20 protein-coding genes are annotated in these 19,190 nt (G+C 37.6%); 18 read left to right on the forward strand and 2 right to left on the reverse strand.

Features of this window, described 5'->3' with window-relative positions:
* Both PCY08_RS04935 and PCY08_RS04940 read right to left on the reverse strand, forming a co-directional pair.
* Positions 1–945 carry a ribose-phosphate diphosphokinase gene (locus PCY08_RS04935; protein ID WP_049503350.1) on the reverse strand — a complete coding sequence of 315 codons (945 nt, stop codon included), beginning with the start codon at positions 943–945 and terminating at the stop codon, positions 1–3.
* 124 nt (positions 946–1,069) lie between these two features.
* Positions 1,070–1,639, reverse strand: coding sequence for a CYTH domain-containing protein (locus PCY08_RS04940; RefSeq protein WP_301559625.1), 570 nt, complete (start codon positions 1,637–1,639; stop codon positions 1,070–1,072).
* A 134-nt stretch (positions 1,640–1,773) separates the two neighbouring features.
* On the opposite strand from PCY08_RS04940, the gene PCY08_RS04945 reads away from it, so the two are divergent.
* From PCY08_RS04945 to lpdA, 18 genes are all read left to right on the forward strand, one after another.
* Positions 1,774–2,445 carry a GTP pyrophosphokinase family protein gene (locus tag PCY08_RS04945; protein ID WP_049529686.1) on the forward strand — a complete coding sequence of 224 codons (672 nt, stop codon included), beginning with the start codon at positions 1,774–1,776 and terminating at the stop codon, positions 2,443–2,445.
* Positions 2,429–3,247 carry an NAD kinase gene (locus PCY08_RS04950; protein ID WP_025171265.1) on the forward strand — a complete coding sequence of 273 codons (819 nt, stop codon included), beginning with the start codon at positions 2,429–2,431 and terminating at the stop codon, positions 3,245–3,247. The genes PCY08_RS04945 and PCY08_RS04950 overlap by 17 nt, the downstream gene beginning before the upstream one ends.
* Positions 3,244–4,143 (forward strand): RluA family pseudouridine synthase, encoded by a 900-nt coding sequence (locus PCY08_RS04955; RefSeq protein WP_301559626.1) that lies wholly within the window; start codon positions 3,244–3,246, stop codon positions 4,141–4,143. The genes PCY08_RS04950 and PCY08_RS04955 overlap by 4 nt, the downstream gene beginning before the upstream one ends.
* Positions 4,144–4,158: 15 nt before the next feature.
* Positions 4,159–5,133: a phosphate acetyltransferase gene (pta, locus tag PCY08_RS04960; protein ID WP_049548636.1), complete on the forward strand. Its 975-nt coding sequence runs from the start codon at positions 4,159–4,161 to the stop codon at positions 5,131–5,133.
* A gap of 104 nt (positions 5,134–5,237) precedes the next feature.
* Complete coding sequence (locus PCY08_RS04965) at positions 5,238–5,531, forward strand: hypothetical protein (protein ID WP_049509199.1); 294 nt, start codon at positions 5,238–5,240, stop codon at positions 5,529–5,531.
* Complete coding sequence (locus PCY08_RS04970; protein WP_301559627.1) at positions 5,524–5,862, forward strand: type II toxin-antitoxin system RelE/ParE family toxin; 339 nt, start codon at positions 5,524–5,526, stop codon at positions 5,860–5,862. The genes PCY08_RS04965 and PCY08_RS04970 overlap by 8 nt, the downstream gene beginning before the upstream one ends.
* A 74-nt stretch (positions 5,863–5,936) precedes the next feature.
* The gene (locus tag PCY08_RS04975) at positions 5,937–6,629 is read left to right on the forward strand and encodes a YjjG family noncanonical pyrimidine nucleotidase (protein WP_301559628.1); all 693 of its coding nucleotides are present in this window, start codon (positions 5,937–5,939) and stop codon (positions 6,627–6,629) included.
* Between the two features lie 561 nt (positions 6,630–7,190).
* Entirely contained in the window at positions 7,191–8,159 is a 969-nt protein-coding gene (locus PCY08_RS04980) for a hypothetical protein (protein ID WP_301559629.1), read from the forward strand.
* Positions 8,160–8,593: 434 nt separating this feature from the next.
* Positions 8,594–9,505, forward strand: coding sequence for a hypothetical protein (locus PCY08_RS04985; protein ID WP_301559630.1), 912 nt, complete (start codon positions 8,594–8,596; stop codon positions 9,503–9,505).
* A 117-nt stretch (positions 9,506–9,622) separates the two neighbouring features.
* Entirely contained in the window at positions 9,623–10,276 is a 654-nt protein-coding gene (locus tag PCY08_RS04990; protein ID WP_301559631.1) for a uracil-DNA glycosylase, read from the forward strand.
* Positions 10,277–10,285: 9 nt separating this feature from the next.
* A complete protein-coding gene (locus PCY08_RS04995; protein ID WP_001135775.1) occupies positions 10,286–10,750 on the forward strand; it encodes an 8-oxo-dGTP diphosphatase in 465 nt (154 codons plus the stop codon).
* A 12-nt stretch (positions 10,751–10,762) separates the two neighbouring features.
* Positions 10,763–12,034, forward strand: coding sequence for a dihydroorotase (locus tag PCY08_RS05000; RefSeq protein WP_301559632.1), 1,272 nt, complete (start codon positions 10,763–10,765; stop codon positions 12,032–12,034).
* A 10-nt stretch (positions 12,035–12,044) separates the two neighbouring features.
* Entirely contained in the window at positions 12,045–12,305 is a 261-nt protein-coding gene (locus PCY08_RS05005) for a hypothetical protein (protein ID WP_301559633.1), read from the forward strand.
* 11 nt (positions 12,306–12,316) lie between these two features.
* Positions 12,317–13,657, forward strand: coding sequence for an MATE family efflux transporter (locus PCY08_RS05010; protein WP_301559634.1), 1,341 nt, complete (start codon positions 12,317–12,319; stop codon positions 13,655–13,657).
* Between the two features lie 179 nt (positions 13,658–13,836).
* Entirely contained in the window at positions 13,837–14,805 is a 969-nt protein-coding gene (locus PCY08_RS05015; protein WP_000105346.1) for a thiamine pyrophosphate-dependent dehydrogenase E1 component subunit alpha, read from the forward strand.
* A 17-nt stretch (positions 14,806–14,822) separates the two neighbouring features.
* Complete coding sequence (locus PCY08_RS05020; protein ID WP_301559635.1) at positions 14,823–15,815, forward strand: alpha-ketoacid dehydrogenase subunit beta; 993 nt, start codon at positions 14,823–14,825, stop codon at positions 15,813–15,815.
* Positions 15,816–16,367: 552 nt separating this feature from the next.
* Positions 16,368–17,411, forward strand: a complete 1,044-nt coding sequence (locus PCY08_RS05025; protein WP_045762932.1) for a dihydrolipoamide acetyltransferase — start codon at positions 16,368–16,370, stop codon at positions 17,409–17,411.
* Between the two features lie 39 nt (positions 17,412–17,450).
* On the forward strand, positions 17,451–19,154 hold the full coding sequence (gene lpdA, locus PCY08_RS05030; protein WP_301559636.1) for a dihydrolipoyl dehydrogenase: 1,704 nt from the start codon (positions 17,451–17,453) through the stop codon (positions 19,152–19,154).
* The last annotated feature ends 36 nt before the right edge of the window (positions 19,155–19,190 follow it).

A 19,190-nucleotide genomic window follows, 5' to 3' on the forward strand; every position in this document is an offset into this window, starting at 1 on the left:
CTATTTAAATAGTGGACTAACTGGTTTTCTTTCATGAATACGAACCATAGCATCACCAATCAATTCGCTAGCAGTGATGTATTGTACGTTTTTAGGTTTTCTACTTTCTGTTACAACAGAATCTGTAACCAAGATTTCCTTGATATTTGTTGCATCTAATAACTCTGCAGCACCGTTAACAAATAGACCATGACTTGAAACTGCATAAATTTCAGTTGCGCCGTCACGCTCTAAGATTTTAGCAGCTTCAGAGAAGGTACGACCAGTATTAAGAATGTCATCAATCAAGATTGCCTTTTTACCTTCGACATCTCCGATAATGTAACCTTGACTGCGTTCAGAATCATCTTGTGCATAATCAATGATAGCAATCGGAGCATCAAGGTATTCAGCAAGACTACGAGCACGTTTTACACCAGAGTTTTTAGGACTGACAACAACCACATCTGAACCAGTCAAACCTTTATCGCAGTAATGTTTTGCAAAAAGTGGAATTGTATAGAGGTTATCTACAGGAATGTCAAAGAATCCTTGAACCTGAACGGCATGGAGGTCAAGAGTCAATACACGACTAACTCCAGCTTTCACCAACATATTTGCAACCAGTTTTGCAGTAAGTGGTTCGCGAGAAGAAGCGATACGATCTTGGCGAGCGTAGCCGAAGTATGGAAGAACAACGTTAATAGTATTAGCACTTGCGCGAACACAAGCATCAACCATAATCAAAAGTTCCATCAAGTGGTTATTTACTGGATAACTAGTTGATTGGATGATATAAACATCATATCCACGAACACTTTCTTCGATGTTTACTTGGATTTCGCCATCTGAAAATTGGCGTGAAGATACTTTTCCAAGTGGAACACCTGCAGCATCTGCGATTCTTTGAGCAATTTCCTGGTTGGAAGATAGTGCGAAAAGTTTCATGTTTTTTGTATCTGACATCGATAAACCGTCCTCTTTAAACTAAGTGAATCGCTGTAGTGAAACACTTTTAGTGATAAATGCTCTCTACAACAGATTCTATTATTTTTCATCCCTTTTATTTTATCAAAAAAAGAAGATTATTTCAGTATTTTTTCATATTTTCTATAAAACGAACCAATTTTGAAGGAGCTTTTTTGTAATGGATTTCATTGGCTTGTAAAAATTCTTGGAAATCAAGACTACCTTGGTTGCCATCTTCCACTTCTAATTCAAGCTCATAGTCAACAATATCAAAGTATTGGCTTTGATCAAGTGCCATGAGTCCGATCAGAGTTTGCTTTTCGTAGCGAACAGTAGTTAGGCAACCTAAAACTACCCAGCCACTGGTTGAAAGTCCACGGCTAGTCAATTCGTCAAGAATCATTCCTTGTGGAAGTTTACATTCTTTAAGATAATGGTTTGCTTCCTCAAGGCTTAGATCTTGATTGTACTCCATATTTCCAACTTTTTGTGGGATTTTTATGGTCAATTCAGCGCTATTTTCAAAAGTACGAATGCGCATAGCAATTTTATGTTTGCGAAGGTAAAAATCAGGCGTGTCTAGGTAGTAATTTTTTTGTGTAATAGGTGTGACTCCTGAAAAGTGATCCTGCAATCTTTGATATTCATCCTTGTTTAGAAGTGTTTTCATTTCAATTTCTAAATGTTTCATTTTTTTTACTTTTTCCTTATCTTTGAAAGCGATTGTATGGTATAATAAGCATTGTATTTATTGTATAAGATTTTTCCTAGAAAATCAAAAACTAGATAAATCGAAGTGTATAGAGAATTGGATGAAAAAGATATATGATTACAGAATGGGAAGAATTTTTAGATCCTTACATTCAGGCTGTCGGAGAGCTGAAGATAAAACTCCGAGGTATTCGAAAACAATACCGCAAACAAAATAAACATTCTCCAATTGAGTTTGTAACTGGTCGAGTCAAACCGATCGAAAGTATAAAAGAAAAAATGGCTCGTCGTGGGATCGGATACGATACGTTGGAACAGGACTTGCAAGATATTGCAGGTTTACGCGTCATGGTTCAATTTGTAGATGACGTGAGCGAGGTTGTTGCCATCCTTCGTAAGAGGCAAGACATGAGAGTTGTCCAAGAACGCGACTACATTACTCATCGAAAGGCTTCAGGCTATCGTTCTTACCATTTGATTATTGAGTATACAGTTGATACGATCAAGGGGGCAAGAACGATTCTGGTGGAGATTCAGATTCGTACCTTGGCTATGAATTTCTGGGCTACCATCGAGCATTCTCTCAATTATAAATATCAAGGGGATTTTCCAGAAGAAATTAAGAAACGTCTGGAAATCACAGCAAGGATATCTCACCAATTGGATGAAGAAATGAGTAAAATTCGTGATGATATCCAGGAAGCACAGGCACTCTTTGATCCATTGCATAGAAAGTTAAATGACGGGGTAGGTAATAGTGACGATACCGATGAAGAATACAGGTAAACGAATTGATCTAATCGCTAATCGCAAACCTCAAAGTCAACGAGTCTTATATGAATTAAGAGATCGATTAAAAAAGAATAACTTTATATTAAATGATAAACATCCTGATATCGTGATTTCCATAGGTGGGGATGGGATGCTTTTGTCTGCTTTTCACAAGTATGAAGACCAGCTGGATAAGGTTCGCTTCGTTGGTGTTCACACGGGTCATTTGGGCTTCTATACGGACTACCGTGATTTTGAACTAGATCAATTGCTTACTAATTTACAGTTGGATACTGGGGCTCGTGTGTCTTACCCGCTTTTAAATGTAAAGATTTTTTTGGAAAATGGAGAAGTGAAAATTTTCCGTGCTTTGAATGAGGCTAGCATTCGGAGAGCTGATAGGACTATGGTTGCCGATATTATCATTAACCAAGTGCCATTTGAACGTTTTAGAGGAGATGGCCTGACGGTATCGACGCCAACTGGCAGTACAGCCTATAATAAATCTCTTGGTGGAGCTGTTTTGCACCCTACTATTGAGGCCCTACAATTGACAGAAATTGCGAGTCTTAACAATCGTGTCTACAGAACCTTAGGTTCTTCTATCATTGTGCCTAAGAAGGATAAGATAGAATTGATACCAACTCGTAATGACTATCATACGATTTCTGTTGACAATAGCATTTATTCTTACCGTAATATTGAAAGAATAGAATACCAGATAGACCATCATAAGATCCATTTTGTAGCAACACCAAGCCATACTAGTTTTTGGAATCGTGTCAAGGATGCCTTTATTGGTGAGGTGGATGAATGAGGTTTGAATTTATTGCTGACGAACACGTCAAGGTAAAGACTTTTCTGAAAAAGCATGAAGTCTCTAAAGGATTGCTGGCCAAAATCAAGTTTCGAGGTGGAGATATTCGCGTAAACGGTCATCCACAAAATGCAACCTATCTCTTAGATATAGGGGATGTGGTTGTCATCGACATTCCTCCTGAGGAAGGTTTTGAGACACTGGAAGCAATTGATTATCCACTGGATATTCTGTTTGAAGATGATCATTTCTTAATTCTAAACAAACCCTTTGGTGTGGCCTCGATTCCTAGTGTCAATCATTCCAATACCATTGCTAACTTTATCAAGGGCTACTATGTGAAACAGAACTATGAAAATCAGCAGGTTCACATTGTAACCAGACTAGATCGCGATACTTCGGGTCTCATGCTTTTTGCTAAACATGGTTATGCTCATGCTAGACTAGACAAGCAGTTGCAAAAGAAAGCCATTGAAAAGCGCTATTTTGCACTCGTTAAAGGAGATGGGTTTCTGGAACCTCAAGGTGAAATTATTGCCCCGATTGCTCGTGACGAAGATTCAATCATTACTAGACGAGTGGCAAAAGGTGGTAAATATGCCCATACTTCCTATCGAATAGTGCAGTCTTATGGCAATATTCATCTAGTTGATATTCGACTACATACGGGAAGGACACACCAGATTCGTGTTCATTTCTCCCATATCGGTTTCCCTTTGCTTGGCGATGATCTCTATGGTGGTAGTCTTGAACATGGCATAGAGCGTCAAGCTCTGCATTGCCATTACTTATCGTTTTATCATCCTTTTCTTGAAGAGCAGTTGGAGATGGAAAGTCCACTGCCGGATGATTTCAACACCCTTATTACTCAGTTATCAAATAATAATTTATCTTAAAAGGAGTCAAAACTCATGGAAGTTTTTGAAAGTTTAAAAGCCAACCTAGTTGGTAAAAATGCACGTATTGTCTTGCCAGAAGGTGAAGAACCACGTATTCTTCAAGCTACAAAACGCATCGTAAAAGAAACAGAAGTTATCCCTGTCCTACTAGGAAATCCTGATAAAATTAAAATTTATCTTGAAATCGAAGGAATCATGGATGGTTATGAAGTCATCGACCCAGCCCACTACCCTCAATTTGAAGACATGGTAGCATCACTTGTAGAACGTCGTAAAGGAAAAATGACTGAAGAAGAAGCTCGCGAAATCTTGGTTAAAGACGTGAACTATTTTGGTGTTATGCTGGTTTACATGGGCTTGGTAGATGGAATGGTTTCAGGAGCTATTCACTCTACTGCGGCAACTGTTCGCCCAGCCCTTCAAATCATTAAAACTCGTCCGAATGTTAGCCGTACTTCAGGCGCCTTCCTCATGGTTCGTGGTACTGAACGTTACCTCTTTGGTGACTGTGCCATCAATATCAATCCTGATGCTGAAGCTTTGGCAGAGATTGCGATTAACTCTGCAATTACAGCTAAGATGTTCGGTATTGAACCAAAAATTGCTATGCTGAGCTATTCAACTAAAGGTTCAGGTTTTGGTGAAAGCGTTGATAAGGTCGTTGAAGCAACTAAGATTGCTCATGATCTTCGTCCTGACCTCGAAATTGATGGTGAATTGCAATTTGATGCTGCCTTCGTTCCAGAAACAGCTGCTCTTAAGGCGCCAGGAAGCAAGGTTGCTGGACAAGCAAACGTCTTTATCTTCCCAGGTATTGAAGCAGGAAATATTGGCTACAAGATGGCAGAACGTCTCGGTGGCTTTGCAGCAGTTGGTCCAGTATTGCAAGGTTTGAACAAACCAGTTAATGACCTTTCTCGTGGATGTAACTCAGATGACGTCTTCAAACTTACTCTAATCACAGCAGCACAAGCTGTACACCAATAAAATACAAGATAGCTCCTTTTCTGTTAAAGGAGCTTTTCGTTGAATTTCAAATCTAAAGATGATAAAATGTATTTACAAATCATCTTTACAAAGAGGTATTAATCATGGCAAGTACTCAACCTGTTAATTTTAGAGCAGATTCGACTTTTTACCAACAAACGAAAGAAATCTTAGCTGATGAAAAGTTAACCCTATCAGATATTTTTAATGCTGCACTTCGTAAAATTGCGACAGGTGCAGTTGATCCTAAAGAGTTCGTATTTAGTGATTTACAAGAGACTCAATATCAGGTTGCTTTTGAAGACTTGAAAAAGGAAATCTTGATGGGACATCAAGAAATTGAGCAAGGTAAACTAACGTCTTTGGCAGATGTAAGAAAGGAATTTGGACTTGACTAATCATAAGCGTTACCATGTTTCTCTTACGGATCAAGCTAAGAAAGACTTGAGACAAATACATGATTATATTGTACTGAATTTTTACAGCCAGCAATCTGCCGATAGTAAACTAGACCTTATTCTAACGGCACTAGAAACTTTAGAAACCTTTCCAGAAGCATGTCCTTTGGTTTCAAGTCGAGGTTATGGTGAATTAACAGATGACGGAAAACGCTATCGATATATGCCAATTGAAAATTACTTAGCTTTTTATTATATCGACAAATATGAGGTTTATGTCTCCAGAATTTTAAATTCCAAGCAGAATTGGGCTAAGTTATTCAATAAGTAGAGGTAAAATTTTTTAAATTTTTTTGAATCATTTAGTCCCACTCTTTGTCCCCCCAAGAAAGGAAGTTTTTAAAATTGAAATACAAATTTCTATTATTCGACCTCGATCACACCTTACTCGATTTTGATGCTGCTGAGGATATAGCTCTGACGCAACTCTTAAAAGAAGAAGGAGTAGAGGATATCCAAACTTATAAAGATTATTACGTGCCCATGAACAAAGCCCTTTGGAAGGATTTGGAACAGAAAAGAATCACAAAGGCTGAGTTAATTAACACTCGTTTTGAAAAATTGTTTGCTCATTTTGGAATTGAAAAAGATGGGTCCTACTTAGCAGAGCGCTACCAGTTTTTCCTATCGAAACAGGGGCAGACTTTTCCAGGTGTAGAAGATTTACTAAAAAAATTGATAAGTAAGGGCTATGAACTCTATGCTGCGACAAATGGAATCACCTATATTCAGACAGGTCGTTTGGAGAAATCTGGTATCGCACCATTTTTCAAGGAGATTTTCATTTCTGAGCAACTCCATACCCAAAAACCAGATGCTGCATTTTATGAGAAAATTGGAGCTCGCATCCCTAACTTTGATAAAAATCATGCCCTTATGATTGGTGATTCCTTATCAGCTGATATTCAGGGTGGAAATAATGCGGGCATCGATACCATCTGGTACAATCCTCATCATATGGAAAATAAGACTCAAGCCCAGCCAACTTATGAAATTCATTCTTACAAAGATTTGCTGAATTGTTTGGGGGAACTTTAAAAATCACAAAATATAAAAGATTCTGTAAAACATGGGGCGTAGAGTTCAAGAAATTTTGATAATATTTTGAAAACGTTTTATTTTTTGATATAATAAATCATACAAGGATATAATGACAAGAATATTGTGATTGTCATGTATCGTTAAGCTCTCAATAGTCATTGAAGCGATAGTACTGTTTATCAAATAGATGTTAAAAAAGGGGCATCAAAGCTAGTCAATCATTTGCCTATTAAGCTGCTAGACAAATTGGAAAGCCTTATATAACCAAGAATTTTCAATAGTGATACTAGTAACAAATTTTACTCTTCTTAGTTAGTTTCAACAGGGATTAACCTGTGACTGGAGTAGATATGGGTACCTAAGATTGGGCTTATTCTATTCATCTGTTTGAACGTCTTAAATTGGTAGAAACAAACTATATAGGAGCAAATCAGTATGATATTGAAAAGAAATAAAAGAGCCATGAACTTCATGTTGATGTTAATAAGTGCTTGTTGCTGTCTTTCTTGTTTAAGTGCCTGTCAGTCAAATAAGGTGAATTCGGTAGATGATTATAAAATGGCTATCTGGGATAGCGATAAAATAGCTGTATTTGATGATTATGATTTAAATGAGTTCAAGGGTAATATAGCCAGAAAAGAAAAATACATCTATTGGGCAGAAAGTTTTTCGGAAGCAGGATCCTATTCAACTGCAAAAACAAAAGATACCCCTGCTCTAAAAAGATTTGTATCTAGAATTAATAAGGAAACTTTAAGTGAAACATTTAAATTAGCAGAAGGAAATGATGCTTATGCCTCCATAACAGATGGGGATTATTTATATGCAACTGCTGTCTTTACAGATAGAATTGAATTTTATAAATATGATAACAATTTAGAAGTTGTCACTAATGTTACCATGAAAAATGATGGTCAACTAAATGCCAGTCAACAGTTTGTTATTATAGATAATTATTTATACTTACTTGTAACCACATTGGATTTATCAACTCAAGTTCCTAATGCTGAAATTTGGAAAATGGATAAAGAATTCAACATCGTCGAAACATATAATCTAAACGAAACATCAGCATATATGAGAATGGTTAATGTAGATGATGTCTTGTATATTGTGGAAGCACTTGATGGACGTAATTCTAATGGGGAATATAAGTCAGGAAATAAATTATTGGTTTTTGATATAAAAAGTCAAAACAAGGATTATATCGATATTCCAGATAGGTATCCAACAAATATTCACTATGATGCTAAAAATAACCAATTTATTATAGAGAATGAGGGATTGTATAATGGTGAATTTTCCTATACTACTGTCAATCTAGACAATTTAGAAGAAGATATTATTCATCTAGAAGGCTTTAGTACAGAACAATATATTGCACCGTATTTTACATTTAAAGACAACATCTATTATTTCTTATTTAATGATTCTCTGGTTAAATATGATATTGTTGATAAGAAACAAACCATTATCAATCTAGAAAAATATAAGATAAAAGATGCCCATTATTTGATTGTTAAATAGTTTATTTAGTAAGTTTAATAAAATAAAAGTTTAATCTAAAGGATTTAATTAAGTATAATTCTAGTAATCTAGTTTATTACAGATGATATAGAAAATTCTACAAGGAAAAGACTTGAAAGATTTTATGATAGTTTTTGAAATGCTTAGCTATCTTTCTGATTGGTGAAGCTGTTATAGCGAAGCTTTTGTAAGATTTTTGTATTATCGACAAAAAATAACTGATGAATTTAAGACCTGTGTCACAAAGAAATTGAATAAATAGTTTAATGAAAATCTAAATAATCGAACTCAAATGATTTTCTATGAAATTGGCAAAGAATTTATCCTTACTAATACTTCACAGGGTATTGAATAAATACTCTTTGGTATAGATTCTTTGCAAAACCTAACAAAATATTTAAAACTGTTAAAAAGTAGATTGGAGTCTATAAATTATGGGAACATGGGATGCAACGATTTTTGGAAATGACACCTCCTTAGATATTAAAGAAGAATTCTTCGAGAGATACAATCAAGGAGAAGATGCAAATACAATCAAAAATGAACTGACATCGGATTTATACGATGACGATATGTATGATGTCTTGTTCGCTTTAGCACACTGTTTATGGGAAGTTGGGCAATTAGATGATGAATTCTTGCTTGAAATTAAAGAAATCATTCTTAACAAAGAAGATTTAGAACTAGCCCAAGAATTAGGTGCTGATAGTGAATTTTTAGAACAAAGAGCTGAAAATCTAGAAAAGTTTTTAGAAAAGATAAGTGTAAAAAAAGAAAAGCCCAAAAAGAGAATTGCTCCGCCTGTTCCTGTAGAAAGCAAATATAGGAACGGTGCTGTGATGGTGTTTCAGTATGAAGATGGTATGTATGGTGCTTTGATAGCGGTAGATGGAGCTTTCTTTGATAAGGAAACCTATTATGCTTATCTGCAGACTGATATTAAAATGACCACAAAACCCACCATGAAAGATGTGCGATTAGCACGAATTCTCGATCCAAGTTTTCATAGTGTAGAATTCAATTCATTTCGTGACTCTAAGTATTACTACTCTTTTGTAAATTGTATTTCAGGCTATCTAAAAAGTTCTGCAACTAAAAAATTTGAAAAATACAATGATAGTGTTTTTGAAATAATAGGCTATCTTTCAGATTGGGGGAGTTGCTGTAGTGCGGCTTCTGGAGGATTTGATTACTATAAACAAAAATCAAGTGATGAGTTTAAGATAAGCGTTGTAAAGGAATTGAATAAAAGATTTGATGAAAAACTTAATACTCGAACAGAATTGATTATTGATGAAATTGACAAAGAATTTATCCTTTCTAATATGAGAAATGGGGTTGAATAAAGGTTCTTTAGTATAAATTCTTTCTAAAACTTCTCAAAACTTAATAGATACTTTTAAAAGTGGTTTAGATAGCCACTTTTTGCTATAATAGAGGCAGTATAAACGAAGGAGAAAGCAATGGAGCACTCATCCTGGCATGCTTTGATTAAAGAGCAATTACCTGAGGGTTATTTTGGGAAAATCAATCACTTTATGGAGCAAGTTTATGCTCAAGGAACTGTTTATCCGCCTAAGGAAAAGGTTTTTCAGGCTCTTTTGACGACTCCTCTGGAAGAGGTTAAAGTGGTAATTCTAGGCCAAGATCCCTATCATGGACCAGGTCAGGCGCAGGGCTTGAGTTTTTCAGTTCCAGATTCTATTCCATCACCTCCTTCTTTACAAAATATTTTAAAAGAGCTTGCGGATGATATTGGGGTAAAACCGTCTCATGACTTGACCTCTTGGGCCGAGCAGGGAGTCTTGCTTCTCAATGCTTGCTTGACGGTTCCTGCTGGTCAAGCAAATGGTCATGCTGGGCAGATATGGGAACCTTTTACAAATGCTGTGATCAAGGTTGTCAATAATATTGATAGACCCGTAGTTTTTGTACTTTGGGGTGCTTATGCACGTAAGAAGAAGTCCTTGGTTACAAATCCTCAGCACTTGATTATCGAATCAGCCCACCCAAGTCCTCTTTCAGTTTACAGAGGATTTTGGGGTTCCAAGCCTTTTTCTAAGGCTAATGCATTCTTAAAAGAAAGTGGACAAGAGCCAATCGATTGGCTTAGATAAGGAGAGAATATGCCTCAGTTAGCGACAATTTGCTACATTGATAATGGAAAAGAATTGCTCATGCTTCATCGCAATAAAAAGCCTAATGATGTCCATGAAGGAAAATGGATCGGTGTAGGTGGAAAGTTAGAGCGTGGAGAAACTCCACAAGAATGTGCTGCTCGTGAGATTTTAGAAGAAACTGGTCTAAAAGCAAAACCAGTATTAAAAGGAGTTATCACCTTTCCAGAGTTTACTCCTGACTTGGACTGGTACACCTATGTGTTTAAGGTAACAGAATTTGAAGGAGAATTGATTGACTGTAACGAAGGGACCTTAGAATGGGTTCCTTACGATGAAGTTTTAAGCAAACCGACCTGGGAAGGTGACCATACCTTTGTCGAGTGGCTTCTAGAAGATAAACCCTTCTTTTCAGCCAAGTTTGTCTATGATGGTGATAAGTTATTGGATACCCAAGTGGATTTCTACGAATAAAGGAGTATTGTTATGTTAGTAATCAAAAACGGCCGTGTGATGGATCCAAAGTCTGGTTTGGATCAAGTTTGTGATGTTTTGGTTGATGAAGGGAAAATTGTTCAAATTGCTCCTGAAATCCAGGAAGAAGGTGCTCAAGTAATAGATGCTACTGGTCTTGTAGTTACGCCTGGTTTGGTGGATATCCATGTCCATTTCCGTGAACCTGGTCAGACTCATAAAGAAGACATTCATACAGGAGCACTAGCAGCAGCTGCAGGTGGTTTTACGACAGTCGTAATGATGGCTAATACCAATCCAACTATCTCAGATGTTGAGACTTTGCAGGAAGTTCTTCAATCTGCAGCCAAGGAAAAAATTAATGTAAAATCTGTTGCAACGATTACCAAAAACTTTAATGGCCAAGACCTAACTGACTTTAAAGCTCTTTTAGATGCTGGCGCAGTTGGATTTTCTGATGATGGGATTCCACTTGAAAGCAGTAAAGTTGTCAAGGAAGCCATGGAAAAGGCAAAAAAACTCAACACCTTTATCAGCTTGCACGAAGAAGATCCTGGTTTAAATGGTACGCTTGGTTTTAACGAAAATATCGCTAAAGAGCACTTTCATATCTGCGGTGCAACAGGAGTTGCGGAGTACGCTATGATTGCTCGTGATGTCATGATTGCCTATGCAACCAAGGCTCATGTTCATATCCAGCATTTGTCTAAGGAAGAAAGTGTTAAAGTTGTAGAGTTTGCTCAAAATATGGGAGCAAACGTAACTGCAGAAGTAGCACCCCAGCATTTTTCTAAGACTGAAGCTCTGCTTTTGACTAAAGGAAGTAACGCTAAGATGAATCCACCTCTTCGTTTGGAATCAGACCGTCGCGCCGTCATTGAAGGTTTAAAATCTGGAGTCATTTCTGTCATTGCTACTGACCACGCGCCTCACCATGCTGACGAAAAAAATGTTGAGGATATTACCAAAGCTCCATCAGGTATGACAGGTTTGGAAACTTCTTTGTCACTAGGTTTAACCTATCTGGTGGAAGCTGGCGAGTTGAGTTTAATGCAATTGCTAGAAAAAATGACCTACAATCCAGCCAAACTTTATAATTTTGAAGCAGGTTATCTAACTGAAAATGGTCCAGCTGATATTACGATTTTTGATGATAAAGCTGACCGAATCGTTGACACACATTTTGCTTCTAAAGCAGCTAATTCACCATTCATTGGTGAACAATTAAAAGGGCAGGTTAAATATACTATCTGTAAGGGACAAATCGTTTATCAAGCAGATTAGGAGCTTGAGGATGAATTATTTTCGTAAACTTAGAAATCGAAAACGCAATGCTTGTCATGGAGTATTTTGTCCAGCAGCTAACCGTGCTAAAATTCAGTATGAAACCAAGGAAAAAGCTGATCATGCTGTAGAGTATGATAATGGTGGCTTGGTTAGAAGCTATTATTGCGCCTCATGTAATTGTTGGCACACGACATCAAAAGTTAGTAATCCACCCTTGAGCTTAAGAAAATACGGCTTAAAGCTTTTTGGCTTGGATGAAAAGGAGTAGAAAGAGTAGGTATGCATACAACAAAAACTATTAAAGACAAAATCATCTTATTTTTAAAAATTTTCTTTCCTATTCTAATTTATCAATTCGCTAATTTTTCCGCATCTTTTGTCGATACCACGATGACAGGCCAATATAATACACTGGATCTAGCGGGTGTTTCAATTGCAACTAGTTTGTGGAATCCTTTCTTTACCTTCCTGACAGGGATTGTCTCGGCCTTGGTCCCTATTATTGGTCACCATTTGGGACAAGGAAAAAAGAAAGAAGTTTCTTCGGATTTTTATCAATTTCTTTATTTGGCTTTAGCCTTATCTATCGTACTTTTTGGCTTGGTTTTCTTTTTAGCACCAATTGTCTTACAATTCATGGGGCTGGAAGTGGCTGTATCCAGTGTTGCCATACGTTATCTGTGGCTTCTAGCCATCGGTATTATTCCTCTCTTGCTTTTTAGTGTTATTCGATCGCTACTTGATACGCTAGGACTAACAAAGTTGTCTATGTATCTTATGCTTCTTTTACTTCCTTTAAATAGTGGATTTAACTATTTACTAATATATGGAGTTTTTGGTTTTCCTGAGTTAGGAGGTGCAGGAGCAGGTCTGGGAACTTCCCTCGCTTACTGGGCCTTGTTGCTGATTTCGACTTTGGTCTTAATAAAGCATAAAAAGCTTAAGGAATATCAACTCCAAAAACCTATGCCCCTACAAATCAAAAAAATCAAGGAAGCTATTTATCTTGGTCTACCAATTGGTGGGACGGTATTTGCTGAAGTAGCCATTTTTTCAGTTGTTGGTTTGATTATGGCGAAATTCTCATCACTTATTATTGCCAGTCATCAGTCAGCTATGAACTTTTCAAATCTGATGTATGCTTTTCCTATGAGTATTTCAACTGCCATGGCCATTGTGATTTCTTATGAGGTAGGAGCTAAACGGTTAGACGATGCAAAACAGTATATCCATATTGGTCGTTTAACAGCTATGGTGTTTGCAGTTTTAACACTTAGTTTTCTCTACATCTATCGTGAAAATGTAGCCAGACTATATGGTCAAGATTCAGAATTTATCCAACTGACAGCATCTTTTATGACCTATAGCTTGTTCTTCCAGTTAGCTGATACCTTTGCGGCACCTTTACAAGGTATTTTAAGAGGTTACAAGGATACGATTGTTCCTTTTTGTCTTGGTCTTCTCGGATACTGGGGTGTTGGGATTCCGCTTGGGTTATATCTTGATTATTCGACTAGTTTAGGTGCGTATTCCTATTGGATTGCTCTTATCATTAGTTTAATGGTAAGTGGAATTCTTTATCAGTGGCGTTTACAAGTTATTATGCAAAGATTCAAATAATTTGTTGAAAAATGATGAAAAAACAGCTTGTGAAATTTGTATTTTATATAAAGAAAAGTCTTGATTTTACTGACTTTTCTTTTTTTATATTGTGAAAAATTGCAAGCATATTTTTTGACACTAATTAACCTATAAAGTAAAATAGAACTATAAGAATTTAAACTTAGAAAGGCAAGATTATGTCAACTTTAGATAAAAATCTTTTGCTTGAGATGTTCCGTAAGATGGAAGAAATTCGTCGTATGGACTTAAAAATTGCTCAATTAGTAAAAAAAGGAAAAGTGCCCGGTATGACGCACTTTTCTGTTGGTGAGGAAGCTGCTAACGTCGGAGCTATGTTAGCTCTAAACGCAGATGATCTGATCACTTCAAATCACCGTGGTCACGGTCAAGCCATCGCTAAAGGTATTGACCTTAATGGCATGATGGCTGAAATCCTAGGTAAGTATACCGGAACTTGTAAAGGTAAAGGTGGATCAATGCACATCGCCGATCTTGATGCAGGTAACCTTGGTGCCAACGGTATTGTAGGTGGTGGTATGGGAATCGCAGTAGGTGCTGCCCTTACTCAACAAATGAAAAACACTGGTAAAATCGTTGTCTGCTTCTTTGGTGACGGTGCAACAAACGAAGGTGTATTCCACGAAGCGGTGAATATGGCGTCAATCTGGAATCTCCCAGTAATTTTCTACTGTATCAATAATGGTTACGGAATTTCAGCAGATATTAAGAAAATGACCAATGTTCAACATATCCATGAACGTAGCGCAGCTTACGGTATTCCTGGTATGTTTATCGAAGATGGTAACAATGTAATCGATGTCTACGAAGGATTTAAAAAGGCAGTCGATCATGTTCGCTCTGGTAAAGGTCCTGTCTTGATTGAGAGTGTAACCTACCGTTGGCTTGGTCACTCATCTTCAGACCCAGGTAAATATCGTACACGTGAAGAAGTAGAAGAGTGGAAACAAAAAGACCCAATCGAAAATCTTCGCAAGTACCTTGTTGAGAACAAGATTGCTAGTGCAGAGGAACTTGAAGAAATTCAAGCACAAGTTAAGGAAGCAGTGGAGGCATCTGTTAAATTTGCAGAAGAAAGTCCATTCCCTCCACTAGAATCAGCATTTGAAGATATTTACGCAGACTAAGGAGAAGTAGAGAAAATATGGAAACTAAATTAATGTCTTTCCGCGATACCATTATCCTTGCAATGTCTGAGGAAATGCGTCGCGATAAAAATGTACTCTTGATGGGTGAAGATGTAGGTGTCTTTGGTGGAGACTTTGGTACATCTGTAGGTATGCTTGAAGAATTTGGACCAGAACGTGTACGTGACTGTCCTATTTCAGAAGCTGCTATTTCTGGTGCAGCTGCTGGTGCAGCTATGACTGGTCTTCGTCCAATCGTTGATATGACCTTCATGGACTTTTCTGTAATTGCCATGGATGCTATCGTTAACCAAGCAGCAAAAACTCGTTATATGTTTGGTGGAAAAGGTCAAGTACCAATGACAATCCGCTGTGCAGCTGGTAATGGTGTAGGTTCTGCAGCACAACACTCACAATCATTAGAAACATGGTTTACGCATATCCCAGGATTGAAAGTAGTAGCTCCAGGTACACCAGCTGATATGAAGGGACTTCTCAAGTCTTCTATTCGCGATAACAACCCTGTTATCATTCTTGAATACAAATCTGAATTTAACCAAAAAGGTGAAGTTCCTGTTGATCCAGACTATACTATCCCACTTGGTGTCGGAGAAATCAAACGCAAAGGTACTGATGTAACAGTAGTAACCTACGGTAAAATGCTTCGTCGTGTCATGCAAGCAGCTGAAGAATTGGCTGAAGAAGGAATCTCTGTAGAAGTAGTAGACCCACGTACTTTGGTTCCACTTGATAAAGAAATCATCATTAACTCAATTAAGAAAACAGGAAAAGTAGTTCTTGTCAATGATGCCCACAAAACAAGCGGCTATATTGGTGAAATCTCAGCTATCATTTCGGAATCAGAAGCATTTGATTATTTAGATGCACCTATTCGTCGTTGCGCAGGAGAAGATGTGCCAATGCCTTACGCACAAAATCTTGAAAATGCAATGATTCCGACAGTTGAAAGCATCAAAGATGCCATTCGTAAAACTCACAACAAACAATAATACATAACATAAATTATGTAATATGCATTAGTATTTTATCTTTCGTTTTAAATTGATAAAAAGCGACAAGGAACGAATCGAATCGTTATCATTCGATGAGTGACTTAGTAAGACTACTAGGTTGATCGCTTGATAGCTACAACAGTTGTAACTTGAGATATATTTTGTATCCAAGTTGATTGTATAGTTGCGACAGTTTTTTGACGAATCGATAATATTTGGCAAAAAACTTAGTAAGTCTACTAGGTTGGCCGCTCGATAGCGGCAACCGTAGCAACTTGAGACACGTTCCGTGTCCAAGTTGCTTGTAGAGTTGAATTCGGGCTAAAGTCTGTGTGAAAAAGATAAACTTTCCTAGAAACTAAAGTTTCTTCGTCAAGTTTCCTATTTTCACTGTGACTTTTGACGCCCTTAGTATCATTGTAACTGAATCCGGACGGAGGACTGTGAAAAAAAGATAGATTTCCTCGTGTTCATCGAACACAGCGTCAATCTCCTATTTTTTCTTTGTCCTCTACGTCCTTGATATCTTAGTATAGAATAGGAGAGGTCATGGCTGATGATAAGCTAAGAGCGACTCCTGCGGCTAGAAAATTAGCAGATGATTTAGGAATTAATCTCTACGATGTTTCTGGCTCAGGCGCAAACGGTCGTGTCCACAAAGAAGACGTGGAAACATTTAAAGACACTAATGTGGTTCGCATTTCGCCACTTGCAAAACGAATTGCCCTTGAACATAACATTGCATGGCAAGAAATCCAAGGAACTGGTCATCGTGGTAAGATTATGAAGAAGGATGTTTTAGCTTTCCTTCCTGAAAATATCGAAAACGATACGATTAAGTCTCCTTCTCAAATCGAGAAAGTGGAAGAAGTCCCAGATAACGTAACTCCTTATGGTGAAATCGAGCGTATTCCAATGACACCGATGCGTAAGGTTATTGCTCAACGTATGGTTGAATCTTACTTGACTGCACCAACCTTCACGCTTAACTACGATGTTGATATGTCTCAAATGTTGGCCCTTCGTAAGAAAGTCCTTGATCCAATCATGGAAGCAACTGGTAAGAAAATTACTGTTACAGACTTGCTTTCACTTGCGGTTGTTAAGACTCTTATGAAACACCCTTACATCAACGCTTCATTAACTGAAGATGGTAAGACAATTATTACTCACAATTATGTCAACCTTGCGATGGCAGTTGGTATGGATAATGGATTGATGACACCAGTTGTCTATAATGCAGAAAAAATGAGCTTGTCTGAGTTGGTAGTTGCATTTAAAGATGTGATCGGACGTACTTTGGATGGTAAACTAGCTCCTAGCGAATTGCAAAATTCAACCTTCACCATCAGTAACTTGGGAATGTTTGGTGTTCAATCATTTGGTCCTATCATCAACCAACCGAACTCAGCCATCCTCGGTGTTAGCTCAACAGTTGAAAAACCGGTTGTAGTAAATGGTGAAATCGTGATTCGTCCAATTATGAGTCTTGGATTGACAATTGACCACCGTGTCGTAGATGGTATGGCTGGTGCTAAGTTTATGAAAGACTTGAAAGCTTTGATTGAAAACCCAATCTCAATGTTGGTTTAAAGTATTTATTATTAGAAATATAGATAAAGGAAGTAAGATATGGCCTTAGAAGTAATTATGCCAAAAGCCGGCGTGGATATGACAGAAGGACAAATCGTCCAATGGAATAAAAAAGTCGGAGAATTTGTAAAAGAAGGAGAAATCCTTTTGGAAATCATGACTGACAAAGTCAGCATGGAATTGGAAGCCGAAGAAGATGGTTACTTGATCGCTATCCTTAAAGGTGATGGAGAAACTGTCCCTGTTACTGAAGTTATCGGTTATCTTGGGGAAGAAGGGGAGAATATCCCAACAGCTGGCGCAGCAGCACCTGAAGCTAGTCCAGCACCTGCTGCAAGTGCTTCAAACGATGATGGTAAGAGCGATGATGCTTACGATATCGTTGTTATCGGTGGTGGACCTGCTGGTTATGTATCTGCAATTAAAGCTGCACAATTAGGTGGTAAGGTTGCTCTTGTTGAGAAATCTGAACTTGGTGGTACTTGCTTGAACCGCGGATGTATTCCAACTAAGACTTACCTCCATAACGCTGAAATTATCGAGAATATCGGTCATGCAGCAAATCGTGGTATCGTGATTGAAAATCCTAACTTCACTGTTGATATGGAAAAACTATTAGAAACTAAATCTAAAGTTGTTAATACTCTTGTTGGTGGTGTTGCAGGACTCCTTCGTAGCTATGGAGTTGATGTTCATAAGGGTATCGGTACCATTACTAAGGATAAGAACGTCTTAGTCAATGGTTCTGAATTGCTTGAAACTAAGAAAATCATCCTTGCTGGTGGTTCAAAAGTAAGCAAAATCAACGTTCCTGGTATGGAATCATCTCTTGTGATGACTAGTGATGACATCCTTGAAATGAACGAAGTACCAGAAAGCCTTGTGATCATTGGTGGTGGCGTTGTTGGTATCGAACTTGGACAAGCCTTCATGACATTTGGTTCAAAAGTTACTGTTATCGAAATGATGGATCGTATTGTTCCAGCTATGGATGCGGAAGTATCTAAGAACCTTCGTTTAATCCTTGAACGTAAAGGTATGACAATCTTGACAGACACTAAACTTCAAGAAATCATTGAAGAAGATGGCAAACTTCGTATCAAGGTTGAAGGAGAAGATGATATCATTGCGAACAAAGCTCTTCTATCAATCGGACGTGTTCCAGACCTTGAAGGTATCGGTGAAGTCGAGTTTGAATTAGAACGTGGTCGTATTAAAGTCAACGAATACATGGAAACTTCTGTTCCAGGTATCTATGCACCAGGTGATATCAACGGTACTAAAATGTTAGCTCACGCTGCCTTCCGTATGGGTGAAGTAGCAGCTGAAAATGCACTTAAAGGAAACCACGCTGTTGCTAAATTGAACTTAACTCCTGCAGCTATCTACACACTTCCAGAAGTAGCAGCAGTTGGTTTGACAGAAGAACAAGCTCGTGAGAAATACGATGTCCAAATCGGTAAATTCAACTTTGCAGCAAACGGTCGTGCAATTGCTTCTGATGCAGCTCAAGGTTTTGTTAAAGTTATTGCCGATAAGAAATATGGTGAAATCCTTGGTGTTCATATCATTGGTCCAGCAGCAGCTGAATTGATTAACGAAGCGTCAAGTATCATTGAAATGGAAATCACTGTAGAGGAAATGCTTAAGACAATCCACGGACACCCAACCTACTCTGAAGTAATGTACGAAGCGTTTGCGGATGTTCTTGGAATGGCAATCCATTCACCTAAGAAAAAATAAATAAGTTTTTCAACTAAATTTTCTTAAAGTAGTACG

The sequence above is a fragment of the Streptococcus sp. SO4 genome (assembly GCF_030440055.1).
Classification (GTDB): Bacteria; Bacillota; Bacilli; order Lactobacillales; family Streptococcaceae; genus Streptococcus; species Streptococcus nidrosiense.